The sequence below is a fragment of the Streptacidiphilus cavernicola genome, from assembly GCF_042510955.1.
GTDB classification, from domain to species: Bacteria; Actinomycetota; Actinomycetes; order Streptomycetales; family Streptomycetaceae; genus Streptacidiphilus; species Streptacidiphilus cavernicola.
Window position 1 is genome coordinate 1 of record NZ_JBHFAB010000020.1, and the last position, 14,525, is coordinate 14,525.

General features: G+C 72.7%; 15 protein-coding genes. 5 read left to right on the forward strand and 10 right to left on the reverse strand.

Annotation, left to right across the window (positions count from 1 at the left end; translation table 11 throughout):
* Positions 1–536 precede the first annotated feature (536 nt).
* Positions 537–1,808, reverse strand: a complete 1,272-nt coding sequence (gene tyrS / locus ACEZDE_RS24030) for a tyrosine--tRNA ligase (protein ID WP_380539424.1) — start codon at positions 1,806–1,808, stop codon at positions 537–539.
* A 111-nt stretch (positions 1,809–1,919) separates the two neighbouring features.
* Positions 1,920–2,561 carry a DNA-3-methyladenine glycosylase gene (locus ACEZDE_RS24035; RefSeq protein ID WP_380539427.1) on the reverse strand — a complete coding sequence of 214 codons (642 nt, stop codon included), beginning with the start codon at positions 2,559–2,561 and terminating at the stop codon, positions 1,920–1,922.
* Between the two features lie 109 nt (positions 2,562–2,670).
* Between ACEZDE_RS24035 and ACEZDE_RS24040 the strand changes: the two genes are divergently transcribed.
* Together ACEZDE_RS24040 and ACEZDE_RS24045 are read left to right on the forward strand one after the other, a co-directional pair.
* The gene (locus ACEZDE_RS24040) at positions 2,671–3,219 is read left to right on the forward strand and encodes a YbhB/YbcL family Raf kinase inhibitor-like protein (RefSeq protein WP_380539430.1); all 549 of its coding nucleotides are present in this window, start codon (positions 2,671–2,673) and stop codon (positions 3,217–3,219) included.
* A gap of 121 nt (positions 3,220–3,340) precedes the next feature.
* Positions 3,341–3,841 (forward strand): HNH endonuclease, encoded by a 501-nt coding sequence (locus ACEZDE_RS24045; RefSeq protein ID WP_380539433.1) that lies wholly within the window; start codon positions 3,341–3,343, stop codon positions 3,839–3,841.
* A 72-nt stretch (positions 3,842–3,913) separates the two neighbouring features.
* Here ACEZDE_RS24045 and ACEZDE_RS24050 read toward each other — a convergent pair whose 3' ends face one another.
* The 6 genes from ACEZDE_RS24050 to ACEZDE_RS24075 all read right to left on the reverse strand — a co-directional run bounded on the left by ACEZDE_RS24050 (position 3,914) and on the right by ACEZDE_RS24075 (position 9,414).
* Entirely contained in the window at positions 3,914–5,854 is a 1,941-nt protein-coding gene (locus ACEZDE_RS24050; protein WP_380539436.1) for an outer membrane protein assembly factor BamB family protein, read from the reverse strand.
* Positions 5,855–5,897: 43 nt separating this feature from the next.
* Positions 5,898–6,209 (reverse strand): 4a-hydroxytetrahydrobiopterin dehydratase, encoded by a 312-nt coding sequence (locus tag ACEZDE_RS24055; protein WP_380539439.1) that lies wholly within the window; start codon positions 6,207–6,209, stop codon positions 5,898–5,900.
* A 38-nt stretch (positions 6,210–6,247) separates the two neighbouring features.
* On the reverse strand, positions 6,248–7,003 hold the full coding sequence (locus ACEZDE_RS24060) for a sulfite exporter TauE/SafE family protein (RefSeq protein ID WP_380539442.1): 756 nt from the start codon (positions 7,001–7,003) through the stop codon (positions 6,248–6,250).
* Between the two features lie 107 nt (positions 7,004–7,110).
* Positions 7,111–8,082, reverse strand: a complete 972-nt coding sequence (locus ACEZDE_RS24065) for an SPFH domain-containing protein (protein WP_380539445.1) — start codon at positions 8,080–8,082, stop codon at positions 7,111–7,113.
* A gap of 24 nt (positions 8,083–8,106) precedes the next feature.
* Entirely contained in the window at positions 8,107–8,517 is a 411-nt protein-coding gene (locus ACEZDE_RS24070) for an NfeD family protein (RefSeq protein WP_380539765.1), read from the reverse strand.
* A gap of 105 nt (positions 8,518–8,622) precedes the next feature.
* Complete coding sequence (locus ACEZDE_RS24075; RefSeq protein WP_380539448.1) at positions 8,623–9,414, reverse strand: ABC transporter ATP-binding protein; 792 nt, start codon at positions 9,412–9,414, stop codon at positions 8,623–8,625.
* A 104-nt stretch (positions 9,415–9,518) separates the two neighbouring features.
* Between ACEZDE_RS24075 and ACEZDE_RS24080 the strand changes: the two genes are divergently transcribed.
* Positions 9,519–10,337, forward strand: a complete 819-nt coding sequence (locus ACEZDE_RS24080) for a hypothetical protein (RefSeq protein WP_380539451.1) — start codon at positions 9,519–9,521, stop codon at positions 10,335–10,337.
* Positions 10,338–10,368: 31 nt separating this feature from the next.
* Here the strand turns inward: ACEZDE_RS24080 and ACEZDE_RS24085 are convergent, their stop codons facing one another.
* Positions 10,369–11,019 carry a response regulator gene (locus ACEZDE_RS24085; protein ID WP_380539454.1) on the reverse strand — a complete coding sequence of 217 codons (651 nt, stop codon included), beginning with the start codon at positions 11,017–11,019 and terminating at the stop codon, positions 10,369–10,371.
* Positions 11,012–12,142: a GAF domain-containing sensor histidine kinase gene (locus ACEZDE_RS24090; protein WP_380539768.1), complete on the reverse strand. Its 1,131-nt coding sequence runs from the start codon at positions 12,140–12,142 to the stop codon at positions 11,012–11,014. The genes ACEZDE_RS24085 and ACEZDE_RS24090 overlap by 8 nt, the downstream gene beginning before the upstream one ends.
* 330 nt (positions 12,143–12,472) lie before the next feature.
* On the opposite strand from ACEZDE_RS24090, the gene ACEZDE_RS24095 reads away from it, so the two are divergent.
* On the forward strand, positions 12,473–13,216 hold the full coding sequence (locus ACEZDE_RS24095; protein WP_380539457.1) for an SDR family NAD(P)-dependent oxidoreductase: 744 nt from the start codon (positions 12,473–12,475) through the stop codon (positions 13,214–13,216).
* 185 nt (positions 13,217–13,401) lie between these two features.
* Entirely contained in the window at positions 13,402–14,508 is a 1,107-nt protein-coding gene (locus tag ACEZDE_RS24100; RefSeq protein WP_380539771.1) for an S-adenosylmethionine:tRNA ribosyltransferase-isomerase, read from the forward strand.
* Positions 14,509–14,525: the final 17 nt, after the last annotated feature.

The window sequence follows — 14,525 nt, forward strand, 5'->3', positions numbered from 1 at the left end:
GGAATAGGCGGTCCCGTGCACTGCGTCCTCGCTATGTAAAACAGTTACTGCCAAATGAAACATTTGGCGTTGACTTTTGGCACGCTGTTGAGTTCTCAAGGAACGGACGCTTCCTTCAGGACCCTCACCGGGACCCTCCGGGCGCTTCGTTCTGTTTCTCAGCCTAGCAGATCCGTTTCGTCCGGACGAACCGTCCGAATTTCATTTCCGCTCCCCGCCGAGGTGGGGTGTCGCTTGGCGACCGGCGTTACGTTACCGCATTTTCCGGGGCTCCGGAAATCGGCTGCCAATTCGCACGCAAAAGCGAACTGATCCGAATTCGACACACAAGTGTCAGCTTCGAACAGATCGATTGAGGTGGCGGACTGAGCTGTGCAACGTGGTCACGTGAGGACAGGTGCGGCGAGGCGAAGCCCCGTGCGACGTACCCGCCCGAATCAGGCGACTCGGTCTACATTAGACGCTCCTCTTGGCTGCGTCAAACATCGGAGGCGAAGATCTTTTTGATCCTCGCCTCCGGTGGTTCGCGTCGCAGGTCAGACCGCCGTGCGGGTGAACTCCACGGCGGCCAGGCTGCGCTTGCCGCGGCGCAGGAGCAGCCAGCGGCCGTGCAGCAGGTCGGCCTCGGTGGGGGTCGCCTCCTCGTCGGTGACCTTGGTGTTGTTGAGGTAGGCGCCGCCCTCCTTGACCGCTCGGCGGGCTGCGGACTTGCTCGGGACCAGGCCCGTCGCAGCCAGCAGGTCGACCACGGTGGGGAGTTCGTCCACCGCGGCCTGCGGCAGCTCGGCCACGGCGGCGTCCAGGGTGCGGGCGTCGAGGTCGCTCAGTTCGCCCTGGCCGAACAGGGCCCGGGAGGCGGCGACGGCGCGGTCGAGCTGGTCCTGGCCGTGGACCAGGGCGGTCAGGTCCTCGGCGAGAGCGCGCTGGGCGGCGCGCGCGGCCGGCTTCTCGACCGTCTGCCGCTCCAGCTCCTCGATCTCCTCCCGCGAGCGGAAGGTGAAGATGCGGAGGTAGTTGGCGACGTCGCGGTCGTCCGCGTTCAGCCAGAACTGGTAGAAGGCGTAGGGGCTGGTCAGTTCGGGGTCGAGCCAGATGGTGCCGGTCTCGGTCTTGCCGAACTTGGTGCCGTCCGCCTTCACGATCAGCGGGGTGCCGAGGGCGTGCACGGACTTGCCGTCGGCCTTGCGGATCAGCTCGGTGCCCGCGGTGAGGTTGCCCCACTGGTCGCTGCCGCCGGTCTGCAGGGTGCAGCCGTAGCGGCGGTTGAGCTCCAGGTAGTCCATGCCCTGGAGCACCTGGTAGCTGAACTCGGTGTAGCTGATACCGGCGTCGGAGTTGAGCCGTCGGGCCACGGCCTCCTTCGCGATCATGGTGTTGACCCGGAAGTACTTGCCGATGTCGCGCAGCAGGCTGATCGCCGACAGGCCGGAGGTCCAGTCCAGGTTGTTGACGATCTTGGCCGCGTACGGGCCCTCGAAGTCGAGGAAGCGCTCGAACTGGTTCCGGAAGCGCTGGGCCCAGGCGGCCACGGTCTCCGGATCGTTCAGGGTGCGCTCGGAGGTGGGGCGCGGGTCGCCGATCAGGCCGGTGGCGCCGCCGGCCAGGGGCAGCGGGAAGTTGCCCGCGTCCTGGATCCGGCGCATGGTGAGCAGCTGCACCAGGTTGCCCATGTGCATGCTGGAGGCCGTCGGGTCGAACCCGCAATAGAACGTGACCGGACCGTCCGCGAATGCCTTGCGCAGTGCGTCCTCGTCGGTGGACAGGGCGATCAGCCCGCGCCACTTCAGCTCGTCGACGATGTCCGTCACGGTCTCGGTTCTCCTCTGATCGGGGGCCTGCGGCGGGTGGTCCCGCACGGCCGCTTCGAGCCTACGCGGTGTCCGCCACCGGATTATCCCCGGTCCGGCCGCTCGGGACGGTCATGCCTGCGCGGCGCGCTTCTTGGGGACGTGTCGGCGGTAGGGGCTGACCGTGCGGTCGTCGGCGGCCCAGAAGCGCCAGGGGGTCTCGTGCGCCTTGGACACTCCGGTGCGTGGTCCGCTGCGGACGGCAGAGGCGGGCAGCGGGGTTCCCCGGTAGACCCGGACCGCCGCGCCGGGGTCGCAGACGTCGGTTCCGTCGAGGCTGCGGTCGATGTCCAGGGCCAGGGTGAGTCGGCCGGGGCCCCGGGCCAGCTCGGTGTGCTGCTTGGCGTTGGGACGGCGGTGGATCGCGCGCGGGCGGCCCTGGACCACCTCGCCCGCCCGGATCAGCACCCCGTGCGACTCGTCGACGTCGCCGCAGACCAGGTTGGCGGCGTGGTGCATGCCGTAGATCCAGTAGACGTAGAGGTGGCCGGGCGGGCCGAACATGGTGGCGTTGCGGGCGGTCGGCCCCCGGAAGCCGTGCGAGGCCGGGTCGATCGCGCCCTCGTAGGCCTCGACCTCGGTGATCCGCAGCAGCAGCGGGCCGTCCGGCCCCTCCTCCTCGCGGAGCAGCAGTCGGCCCAGCAGCTCCGGGGCCACCTCGTGGGCCGCACGGGCGTAGAAGTCGCGGGGCAGCAGCCCGCCCAGCTCGGACACGGTCGGTTCCTCCGCTCGGACGACTGCGTTTCCGCAGGCGATCCTATGCGCGGACGGCGGGATAGCCTGATCCGGTACGGACAGCGCACCAGTGACGGAGGTTGACGCAGTGTCGGATTCCAGGCGGCCGCTCCCCCACGACTTCCACCCGCCGGTGGCCGAGTTCTCGGTCCGCAGTGCGGACTTCAGCCCCGGCGGGGTACTGCCGGACGCCCATGTGTTCGCCAAGGGCAACCTCTCCCCGCAGCTGAGCTGGGAGGGCGCCCCGGAGGGCACCCTGAGCTACGCGGTGACCTGCTACGACCCGGACGCCCCGACCGGCAGCGGCTTCTGGCACTGGTCGGTGGTGGACATCCCGGCCGAGGTGACCGAGCTGCCACAGGGCGCCGGCAGCGGGGGCTTCAAGGGGCTGCCCGAGGGCGCGGTCCAGGCCCGCAACGACTACGGCAGCCGGGACTTCGGCGGCGCCGCGCCGCCGCCCGGGGACGGCCCGCACCGCTACGTCTTCACGGTCTACGCGGTGGACCAGGAGCGGCTGGGGACGGACGCCGACGCCACCCCCGCGGTCGTCGGCTTCAACCTGCGCTACCACGCGCTGGGCCGGGCCCAGCTGATCGCCGAGTACGAGCACCCGCAGGACCAGGACACGCAGGACTAGGACACACAGCAGCGCACGGGACTGGCGCGGCGGGAAATTGCGTTGTTCCAGGGGCGGTGCCGCCCTCACAGTGGTCACGCGGACCGCGGTGAGGGCGGCCGGAAACCTGGAGGTGGGCGGAATGCGCAACACGCTGGTGCTCAACGCGAGCTATGAGCCGCTGTCATCGGTGTCGCTGCAGCGCGCCGTCGTGCTGGTACTCCAGGACAAGGCCGTGGTCGAGCACGCGCACCCGCTGCGGCTGGTGCGCGCGGCCTCGGTGGAGCTGCCGCTGCCGAGGGTGGTGCGGCTGCGCCGGTACGTCCGGGTGCCGTTCCGACAACGGGCCCCGTGGTCGCGTCGGGGTGTGCTGGTGCGGGACGGGTTCCGCTGCGCGTACTGCGGGCGGAAGGCCAGCACCGTCGACCACGTGCTGCCGAAGTCGCGCGGGGGCGCCGACAGCTGGCTGAACACGGTGGCGGCCTGTGCCGCTGACAACCAGCGCAAGGCCGACCGGACTCCGGAGCAGGCCGGGATGGCGCTGCTGACCACGCCGTTCGAGCCGACGCCGGAGGCGACGCTGATGCTGGCGCTGGGCGCGGACCGGGGCGAGCTGCCGGAGTGGCTGCCGCAGCCGGCCTGAACCGGGCCGGGCGGTGGTGGGCCGATCCGTCGGTCCGGCGCGGGGGGCCGGACCGGCGGGGCGGCCATCGGTTCAGCCCGCCGCGGTGAAGACCGTGGCGGAGGTGCCGTAGGGGTTGGTGAACTCGGGCAGGACGGCGACCAGGCTGTCCCGGTAGAGCACCCGGCCGGAGGTGAGCAGGGAGCCGGTGCCCTGCGGGAAGCTGCCGCCGGGGGTCTCCTTGCCGGTGGCCAGGTCGAAGTGGCTGAGCTTGGCCTGCTGGCCGAGCCGCTCCTCGGTGGCCACGACCGCGGCCGTGGTGTCGATGCCGACCAGGGTGGAGCGGCCCTTCTCGACCGGGGTGGCCTGCCACAGCTGCTTGCCGTCGACCAGGTTGAACGCGGTGAGCAGCCCGGCCGTGGTGGCGGCGCTGCCGGTAGTGCCGCCGGGGGTGATCTCGGCATACATGGTGCTGCCCTGGAAGAACAGGGCCGGGTCCGGGTCGAAGCTGCCGTGGGTGGAGTCGAGCAGCCCGGCCGTCTGCGAGACGAAGATGCTGGCCTGGGTGTCGCCCTTGGCGCTGAAGGACATGATGCTGTCCTTGGTGGGGTCGGCCATGTGCACGGCGACCACGGCCGGGACGGCGGAGAGCACGGTGTACGAGGCGGCGGTCGAGGGGAGGCCGCGCCACCAGGCCAGCTTGCCGGTGTCCGTGTTGAGGTTGATGGCCTGCTGCTTGGGCTTGGTGTCGGCGCAGGTGCTCTGCAGCAGCAGGGTGCTGCCGCTGCCGCCGCCGCTCAGTGCGCCGCAGAACTTGCCCGGTCCGGCGTAGGTCCAGCTCTGCTTGCCGGTGCTGAGGTCGTAGCCGACCGCGGCGGCGTCGCCGATGGCGACGGCCCGGGTGTCGTCGACCATGACCGAGGCGCCGTAGGCCTTGGTGGCCTTGTTGATGGTGGTGTTCCACTTCGGCTTGCCGGTCGCGGTGTCCACCGCGACCAGCTGGGTGCAGGCCTGGCCGGTGCCCGGCTTGGCCTGGAACAGCACCGCGCCGATGCCCGAGCTGCTGACGGTGGGTGACATCGCGCAGGGGACCGCGCCCGGGGTCGGCGGGGCGACGGTCCAGAGCTTGGCGCCCTTGGCGGTGTCGTAGGCAGTGACTGCCGTGCCGTCGCCGCGGACCACGGCGTCGGTCAGCAGCCAGGAGCCGAGCAGGCCGTCGTTCCCGGCCGAGGCCGGGACCCCGGGGGCGGACCAGGTCTTGGTGTGACCGCCGGTCAGATTGGCGCCGCCCGCGCCGCCCGCCGAGGGCTTCTTGGTCGAGCCGTGCCCGGCCACGGCGTAGCCGCCCACGGCGACGACGAGCAGGGCGACCAGGCCGACCCCGGCCCGGATCAGGAAGCTGCGGCGGTCGGTGCCGGGGGCGCGGCCGGTGGCCGCGGCGGTGAGCCGCGGGAGCAGGGGCTGCCCGGGGGCGGCGGAGTCGGCGCTGTCCGGGTCGGAGCCGTCCGGGTCGGTGGCGGGCTCGGCGGGGGCGTCCGCGGTCGGCTGCGGGCTCTGGGCGTCGGCCGAGGCGTCGGGGGCGGCCGGGGTGTCGGGGGCGACCGGCTCGGCCGCCGGGTACGGATCGGCGTAGCCGTCGGCCTGGTACGTCCCGGTCTGCTGGGCCGGGACGCCGTAGTCGGCGGTCTGGTAGTAGCCCTGGGCCTGGTACGGGTCGGCCTGGTACTGCTGCTGCTCCGGGTACGGGGCGTACTGCTGCTGCGGGTACTGCTGCTGGTACTGATACTGCGGGTCGGCGTACTGCTGCGGCTGCTCGGTGTACTGCTGCTGCTCCGGGTAGGCGTACTGCTGCGGCTGCTGGTACTGCTGCTGCTCCGGGTACGAGGGCGGGTAGCCGTAGCCCGACGGGTCGTAGCCCTGGTACGACGGGTCAGCCGGTACCTGCGGCTGGACCGGCTGGGGGTAGCCGTCGGCCTGCTGGTTCTCGGGCTGCCAGTACTGTCCGTAGTCGGTACCGGATGGGTCGCGTTCCATGGGTTCCGTCAGCTCCCGCCTTCACGATGCGGCCGTCAGCATCTCACGAGGAACTGAGGACGGTGTCGACCGCTGCGTCGATGGCGGCTGCGAGAGCCAGGTCCAACGTGGTGACGCCGCCGACGTCGTGCGTGGTCAGGGCGAAGTGGAGGGTGCGCCAGCGGATGTCGACATCGGGGTGGTGGTCCATCGCCTCGGCCGCGTCGGCCACGGCCGCCACCATCCGGATCCCGGTCGGGAAGTCGGGGGCCTGGAGGGTGCGCAGCAGCGCGTCCCCTTCCCGGTGCCAGTGCGGCAGTTGCTGCAGGCCGTCGGCGATCTGCTGGTCGGTGAGTCTTTCGGGCCGCTTGCTCATGGGAGGTACTCCTCGCTCGTCGGCACGGGTGCTGGGGGTCACACCAGCAGTTTGACCATCGCGACGATACCGACTGCGACGATCAGGGCGCGCAGTGCGGTGGGCGGCAGTCTGCGGCCGACCCGGGAGCCGAGTTGGCCGCCGATGATCGCACCGGCCGCGATCAGCAGCGCGGCGGTCCAGTCGATGTGCGCGGCGAACAGGAAGAACACCGCGGCCACCCCGTTGACGACCAGCGCCAGCACGTTCTTGGTGGCGTTGATGCGCTGCAGGCCGTCGTCGAGCAGCAGGCCCATCAGGCCGAGCAGCAGCACCCCCTGCGCCGCGCCGAAGTAGCCGCCGTAGACGCCGGTGGCGAAGACGCCGAGCAGCAGCGCCACCCCGCCCTCGGCCCTGACCGGCTCGGTGCGGTGGGCGGCGAGGTACTTCGCCAGCCGGGGCTGGAGCACCACCATCACCAGGGCGATGCCGATCAGCACCGGGACGATCGCCTTGAACGCGTCGGCCGGCAGCAGCATCAGCAGGATCGCCCCGAGCAGACCGCCGAGCAGCGAGGCGGTGCCGAGCCGCAGCAGCCGGCTGCGCTGGCCGCGGAGCTCCTCGCGGTAGCCGAGGGCGCCGCTGACCGAGCCGGGGACCAGCCCCAGGGTGTTGGAGACGTTGGCGGTGACCGGCGGGAGGCCCACCGCGAGCAGCACCGGGAAGGTGATCAGGGTGCCGGAGCCGACCACGGTGTTGATCGTCCCGGCGCCGATTCCGGCCGCGAAGACGCCGACTGCCTCCCACGGTGACATGGCTGCGCCCCTCTGCTCTGTGTTGGCTCGTGTGCCACCGATCATGCACGACGGACGAGAGCGGAGGGGCGGCGGCCCATCATTCGGGATCGACCGGTCCAGGTAGATCAGTCGGGGTCGATCGAGGGGTACTCCCGGCGCTTGTCCACCGGGGTCTGCGCGGTGCCGTTGGCGGGCGGGACGGTGGGCGCGGGCGGGACGTCCTTGGGGCTGAGGCCGGTGAAGGCGCCGCCGATGCCCTTGAGGGCGTCGCCCACCTCGCTGGGGATGATCCAGAGCTTGTTGGCGTCGCCCTTGGCGATCTCCGGGAGGGTCTGCAGGTACTGGTAGGCCAGCAGCTTCTGGTCCGCGTCGCCCTCGTGGATCGCCTCGAACACGGTGCGGATGGCCGCGGCCTCGCCGTCCGCGCGCAGCACCGCGGCCTGGGCCTCGCCCTCGGCCCTGAGCACCTCGGCCTGCTTCTGGCCCTCGGCGGTGAGGATCTGCGCCTGCCGGGCGCCCTCGGCGGTGAGGATGGCGGCGCGCTTGTCGCGGTCGGCGCGCATCTGCTTCTCCATCGAGTCCTGGATCGAGGTCGGCGGCTCGATGGCCTTCAGCTCGACCCGGTTGACCCGGATCCCCCACTTGCCGGTGGCCTCGTCCAGCACGCCGCGCAGGCCGGCGTTGATGGTCTCGCGGGAGGTGAGGGTGGACTCCAGGTCCATGGAGCCGATGATGTTGCGCAGGGTGGTGACGGTGAGCTGCTCGATCGCCTGGATGTAGCTGGCGACCTCGTAGGTGGCGTCACGGGCGTTGGTGACCTGGTAGTAGATCACCGTGTCGATGTTCACCACCAGGTTGTCCTGGGTGATCACCGGCTGCGGCGGGAACGGGACCACCTGCTCGCGCAGGTCTATTCGGTTGCGGACGGTGTCGATGAACGGCACCACGATGTTGAGCCCCGCGTTGAGGGTGCGGGTGTAGCGGCCGAAGCGCTCGACGATCGCCGCACTCGCCTGCGGGATCACCTGGATCGTCTTGATCAGCGCGACGAACGCCAGGATGACCAGGATGACCAGGACGATGATCACGGGTTGCACGAGGACTCCTCTTGTTCGGTCCGCCTACAGGACGAGGGCGGTGGCGCCGTCGATCTGGGCGACGTTCACCTGCTGGCCTGCTGCGAAGACCTGGCCGGGTTCCAGCGTGCGGGCGGACCAGATCTCACCCTGGAGCTTGATCCGGCCGCCGTGCTCGTCCACCTGCTCCAGGACCAGGGCGGTGGCGCCGGTGAGGGCGTCGATACCGGTCCTGACCTCGGGCCCCCGGCGCAGGTGCCGCATGGCCAGGGGACGGACGAAGACCACCAGCGCGACCGAGACGACGAGGAAGACGACGAACTGCGCGACCGTCCCGCCGCCGACAGCGGCGGTGAGCGCGGCGGCGCCGGCCCCGATCGCGAACATGCCGAACTCCGGCATGGCCGTGACCACCAGCGGCACGCCGAGGACGGCCCCGACGATCAACCACCACATCCAGTTCTCCACAACCCCATGGTAGGTGCGGAGCAGGGTCTGTGGAGAGGGGTTTGCGCAGGTGGTCCGGATGTTGACGTTGCGTCGGGGAATCGGGACGGGGCGTCAGCCGAGCGGCAGCCCGCGCGCGGACCAGCGGTCGCCGTGGCGCTCCAGGTTCAGCGGGAGGCCGAAGCAGAGCGAGAGGTTGCGGGCGGTGAGCGAGTCCTCGATCGGGCCCGCGGTCAGCACCTTGCCCTGACGGATCATCAGCACGTGGGTGAAGCCGGGGGCGATCTCCTCGACGTGGTGGGTGACCATCACCATCGCGGGCGCCTGCGGGTCCTGGGCCAGCGCGCCGAGGCGGCGGACCAGGTCCTCGCGCCCGCCGAGGTCGAGCCCGGCGGCCGGCTCGTCCAGCAGCAGCAGCTCCGGGTCGGTCATCAGCGCACGGGCGATCAGGGTGCGCTTGCGCTCGCCCTCGGAGAGGGTGCCGAAGCGGCGCTCGGTGTACTCGGCCATGCCCAGCAGGTCCAGCAGCAGCCGGGCCCGGGTCTCGTCGGACTTGTCGTACTGCTCGCGCCAGGTCGCGGTCATCCCGTAGGCGGCGGTGAGCACGGTGTCCAGCACGGTCTGCCGGCGCGGCAGCTTGTCGATCATGGCCGCCCCGGCCAGGCCGATCCGCGGCCGCAGCTCGAAGACGTCGACGCCGCCGAGCTTCTCGCCCAGGATCGCGGCGGTGCCGGTGGAGGGGTAGAGGTAGGAGGAGGCGACCTGGAGCAGGGTCGTCTTGCCCGCACCGTTGGGACCGAGGATGACCCACCGCTCGCCTTCGGCGACGGACCAGGACACCTGCTCCACCAGCGCGCGTCCGTCCCGGACCACGGATACGTCCACCAGCTCGAGCACGTCGCTCATGCGTACGCCTTCCCCAATGCAGATCGCTGCTTGCCGCAGATTTCGTCTTCGTCGAGGGAAAACCTACGCCACTGGCGCGGGCGACTTCTTCGTAGGCTTGCCCCATGCTGCAGAACACCGGCGGAAGCCGTCCTGATGACGTATTCGACGAGCCCCGATCGGGGCGACTGGTTGCCTGGGGCAACGCCTGGCTGAACGGCGCCACCTCGCCGGACCACGCCGCCGACGGGATCCGCGGCACGGACGACCGGCACGCGGTGGAGGGCGTCGACGGCGCGGACGGGGCCGGGCTCACCCTGGCGCTGGGACGGCTGCGGGCGCTCGGCGCGACCGGGCTGCGGCTGGCACTGCCCACCGCCGGGCACCCGCTGGGGCTGACCGGCCCGGCCGGGTTCAACCAGCAGGCGCTGGCGGTCGGCGAGGCGGTGCTCACGGTCGGTGCGCCGCTGCCGCTCGGGCTGGTGCCCGAGGTGGTCGGACACGGGCCCGAGGGCGACCGGCTGATCCGGGTGCTGTGGCGGGCGGCGCCGGTGGAGCCGGGCGTCCCGGCGGACGTCCCGCAACTGCGGGACGCCGAACGCGAGCTGGCCGAGGCGCTGCGGGAGGCGACGGCGCTGCTGATGCGGCTGGACGTGGCCGGCGGCGGCCCGGCGGTGCAGCGGGCGCTGGAGGCGTACCGGCGGCGGAGGGAGCCGGAGCTGCTGGCCCCCGGCTACCCGCCGCGGGCGGTCCGGGTGCTGCAGTCGGCCCGTCAGGTGCGGGCGCTGCTGGCGCTGGCCGCGGTGGACCACGGAGCGGCGGTGAGCGCCGGGGAGATGACCGCGCGGGAGGCCGCGATGCGGCCGCTGGGCCGGGCCGCGCGGCGGGCCACGGTGGCGGCGTACAACGCGATGGTGGACGAGCCCGCCCGCGAGGAGCGGTAACCCGGAGGCGGGCGGGCAGGGTGGGCGGCGGTCAGCGGGTCATGCCGTTGCGGACTGCCCAGAGGGCGGCCTGGGTGCGGTCGGCCAGGTCGAGCTTCATCAGAATGTTGGAGACGTGGGTCTTCACCGTCTTCTCGGACAGGTGCAGCACCCGGGCGATCTCGCGGTTCGAGCGGCCGTCCGCGATGTGCCCCAGCACCTCCTGCTCGCGCTCGGTCAGCGAGCCCCCGCGCCCCTGCGGCGGGCGCGGGGACTCGTCCGCGAGCAGCGCCCCGGCCAGCTCCGGCTGCAGCAGCACATGCCCGGCGTGCACCGAGCGGATCGCCCCGGCCAGCGCCTCCGGGTCGACGTCCTTGTAGACGTACCCGGCCGCGCCGGCCCGCAGCGCCGGAACGACGGTGCGGTGCTCGGTGAAGCTGGTGACCACCAGCACCCGGGCCGGGTTGCCCCGCTCCTTGAGCATCCGCAGCGCCTCGATGCCGTCGGTGCCGGGCATCTTCACGTCCATCAGCACCACGTCCGGGCGCAGTTCCTCGGCGCGGTCCACGCCCTCCGCGCCGTCGGCGGCCTCGCCGACCACCTCGATGTCGTCCTGGACCTCCAGGAAGGTGCGCAGCCCGCGGCGGACCACCTGGTGGTCGTCCACCAGCAGCACCCTGATCCTGACCCGTTCCTCAGCCACCGGGGACCTCCAGCTCCACCACGGTCCCCCGGCCGGGGGACGACTCGATCCGCAGCGCGCCGCCGACACCGGCCGCGCGGTCCCGCATGGACACCAGGCCCAGGTGCCGCCCGGCCCGGCGGACCTCGTCGGGGGCGAAGCCGCGGCCGTCGTCACTGACCGTCAGCAGGGCGCCGCAGCCGCCGGGTCCGGGGCCGAGCACGACCCGGACGCTGCCCGCCCCGGAGTGCCGCAGCGCGTTGTGCAGGGCCTCCTGGGCGACCCGCAGCACCGCCGCCTCCTGCGCGGGCGGCAGCGCGTGGATCCTGGTGTGGGTGAAGCCGACCCGCGCGGTGTGGGCCCGGTTCAGCACCTCGACCTGGGAGGTGAGGGTCGGCAGCAGGCCGTCCTCGTCCAGCGCGGCCGGGCGCAGCTCGACCACGACGGCGCGCAGTTCCTCGGCGGCCTCGGCGGCGAGCCGGGAGACCTCGGCCAGTTCGGCGCGGGCCCGGTCCGGGTCGCGGGCGACCAGGGCGGAGGCGGCCTGGGCGGTGAGCCGGAGTGAGAACAGCTTCTGCGAGACCGCGTCGTGCAGGTCGTGCGCGATCCTGGCCCGCTCGCCGACCAGGGTCAGTTCACGGCTGCGCTCGTAGAGGCGGGCGTTGGTCAGCGCGAGGGCGGCGTGCGCGGCCAGGATGCGGAGCAGGTGCTCGTCGTGGGCGGTGAAGGGCGCGTGGCGGTCGGCGCCGCCGGTCGGGTCCGCCGGGCTGTGCTTGTTGGCAAGGCTGTGCTTGTTGGCAAGAAAGAGCGCGCCGAGGATCTCGTCGCCGTCCAGGATCGGGACGCCGAGGAACGCCCTCATGTCCGGGTGCGCCTGCGGCCAGCCGCCGAAGCGGGGGTCCTGGCGGACGTCGTCCAGCCGCTGCGGGGCCGAGTCCTTGAGCATCACCGCGAGGATGCCGTGCTGGCGCGGCAGCGGGCCGATCGCGCGCCACTGCCGGTCGCTGATCCCGTCCACCACGAACTGGGCGAAGCCGCCGTGGTCGTCGGGGACGCCCAGCGCGGCGTACTCCGCGCCGACCAGGGTGCGGGCGGAGGTGGCGATGCGCTGCAGCACCTCGCGCACCTCCAGGTGGCGGCTCATGGCCAGGACGGCGGCGCTGACCGCCTCGATGCCGCCGAGACAGGGGTCGTCGGGCGAACCGCAGGCCTCGCCGGCGGGCTGGTCGGGCTGGTCGGGCTGGTCGGGCTGGCCTGGGTCTGGCTGGTCCGGCTGGTCGCTGTGCAGGCGGGGGGACATGCGGAAACCGTACCGCCGGGTGATCCGCTCGGCATCGGGCGGCGGGGGTGGCGGGCCCACGACCAGAGGACTAGGACGAAGGGCCCGCCCTCCCGCGCCCCCGGGACCGAGGCCGGGACCGGTGGCCGCTGCCTAGCGTCGAGAGCGGAAGAACGGACATGTGAGGAGCGGGTCATGGCTGTCGCAGTGGTCACCGGGGCATCGCGGGGACTGGGTCGGGCGCTGGCACGGGCGCTGGCCGCCGAGGGGTGGTCGCTGGTGCTGGACGCCCGGGGGGCGGAGGCGCTGGGGGAGGTCGCGGCCGGTCTGGCCACTCCGGTGGTGGCGCTGCCCGGGGACGTCGCCGATCCGGCGCATCGCGCCGAACTCATCGCCGCAGCAGAGGAGTTGGGCGGGGTTGAGCTGCTGGTCAACAATGCCGGCGTACTGGGCGCGGAACCGCTGGTGCCGCTGGCCGAGCAGTCGGTGGCCGGGTTCCGGCAGGCGCTGGAGGTCAATGTGGTGGCCCCGCTGGGGCTGGTCCAGGCCGCGTTGCCGCTGTTGCGGGCCTCGCGGGGCGCGGTGCTGAACATCAGCTCGGACGCGGCCGTCGAGGCGTACCGGACCTGGGGCGGCTACGGGTCGAGCAAGGCCGCGCTGGACCACTGGTCGGCGGTGCTCGCGGCGGAGGAACCGGAGTTGCGGGTGTGGTGGGTCGATCCGGGCGACATGCGGACCGCGATGTACGCGGCGGCGGTGCCGGAGGACGACGACAGCGGGCGGCCACTGCCGGAGGAGGCGGCGGTGCCGGCGCTGCTGGGGCTGATCAACGGCGGCGGGGGCGGCGGGGCCACCGGCAGCGGGGTCGGGGGTGGCGGCCGGGCCGCCAGTGGGCGGTACACGGTGGCGGGACAGGAGGCCAAGCAGTGGACGCGGTGAGGACGCAGGCACGGGACGGGGAGTCGGGCAGCGCGGGGAAGGGCACCGTGGGAAAGGGCAGCGCGGGGAAAGGCGGCGTTGGCAAGGGCGGTGCCGGGCGCGACACCGGCGGCTCGGGGCGTAAGCGGGGTGACCGGGCCGGGCATCTGGCCTACCCGGTCAGGGCCGCCGCGGCGGCGCAGGCTCTGGACGGCTTCGGGGTGGACGAGTTCGAGCTGCCGGAGGAGTTGGAGGCGACCGCGCCGCCGGAGGAGCGAGGGCGGTCCGGCCGGGACGACGTCCGGCTGCTGCTGAGTCGGAGCACGGGCGAAGGGCCGGTCGCCTCGCACCACGCGTTCGGCGACCTGCCGCGGCTGCTGCGGGCCGGGGACGTGCTGGTGGTGAACACCTCGGCGACGCTGCCCGCCGCCGTGGACGGGCGGGTGCTCGGTACCGGCGAGCCGGTGGTCGCGCACTTCTCGACCCGCCGCTCGGACCGGACCTGGGTGGTGGAACTGCGCACCCCGGACGGGCGCGGCAGCACCCGGCAGCGGGTCAGGCCCGGCGGCCCGGTCCGGGTCCGGCTGACCGGCGGCGCGGTGCTGGCACAGGTCGAACCGCTGACGCAGGTCGAACCGCTGGGCCCCGGCGTCCGGCGGCTGTGGACCGCGGACTTCCCGGTGGACGATCCGCTGGCCTACCTGGCGGCGCACGGGCGGGCGATCCGCTACGGCTACACCGACGCCGACCGGCCGCTGGCCGCGTACCAGACGGTGTTCGCCCGGTCGCTGGCCGAGGTGGAGGGGCCGCCTTCGGCCGGTTCCGCGGAGATGCCGAGCGCGGCCCGGCCGTTCACCGCCGAGCTGGTGGCGCGGCTGGTCAGCCGGGGCGTGCAGCTCGTGCCGATCACGCTGCACACCGGGGTGGCGTCGGTGGAGGCGCACGAGCCGCCGTACCCGGAGTGGTTCGAGGTGCCCGCGGCGACGGCGCGGGCGGTCGGGGCGGCCCGGCGGGCCGGGTCGAGAGTGCTGGCGGTGGGGACCACCGCGGTCCGCGCGCTGGAGTCGGCGGTGGGCCCGGACGGGGTGCTGCGGGCGGCGTCGGGCTGGACCGGACTGGTGGTCACCCCGGCCCGGGGAGTGCGGGTGGTGGACGGGATACTGACCGGCCTTCACGAGCCGCGCGCGTCGCATCTGCTGATGCTGGAGGCCATCGCCGGACGCCCGCTGCTCGACCTCTCCTACGCCGAGGCGCTGCGCGAGCGCTACCTCTGGCACGAGTTCGGCGACCTGCACCTGATCCTGCCCGACTGAGTCCCGCCCTCAGCGGA

Coding starts and splice junctions, on each gene's coding strand:
- ACEZDE_RS24045 (WP_380539433.1), top strand. CDS start 3,341: ATGCGCAACACGCTGGTGCTCAACGCGAGCTATGAGCCGCTGTCATCG.
- ACEZDE_RS24050 (WP_380539436.1), bottom strand. CDS start 5,854: ATGGAACGCGACCCATCCGGTACCGACTACGGACAGTACTGGCAGCCC.
- ACEZDE_RS24055 (WP_380539439.1), bottom strand. CDS start 6,209: ATGAGCAAGCGGCCCGAAAGACTCACCGACCAGCAGATCGCCGACGGC.
- ACEZDE_RS24060 (WP_380539442.1), bottom strand. CDS start 7,003: ATGTCACCGTGGGAGGCAGTCGGCGTCTTCGCGGCCGGAATCGGCGCC.
- ACEZDE_RS24070 (WP_380539765.1), bottom strand. CDS start 8,517: ATGTGGTGGTTGATCGTCGGGGCCGTCCTCGGCGTGCCGCTGGTGGTC.
- ACEZDE_RS24075 (WP_380539448.1), bottom strand. CDS start 9,414: ATGAGCGACGTGCTCGAGCTGGTGGACGTATCCGTGGTCCGGGACGGA.
- ACEZDE_RS24080 (WP_380539451.1), top strand. CDS start 9,519: ATGCTGCAGAACACCGGCGGAAGCCGTCCTGATGACGTATTCGACGAG.
- ACEZDE_RS24090 (WP_380539768.1), bottom strand. CDS start 12,142: ATGAGCCGCCACCTGGAGGTGCGCGAGGTGCTGCAGCGCATCGCCACC.
- ACEZDE_RS24095 (WP_380539457.1), top strand. CDS start 12,473: ATGGCTGTCGCAGTGGTCACCGGGGCATCGCGGGGACTGGGTCGGGCG.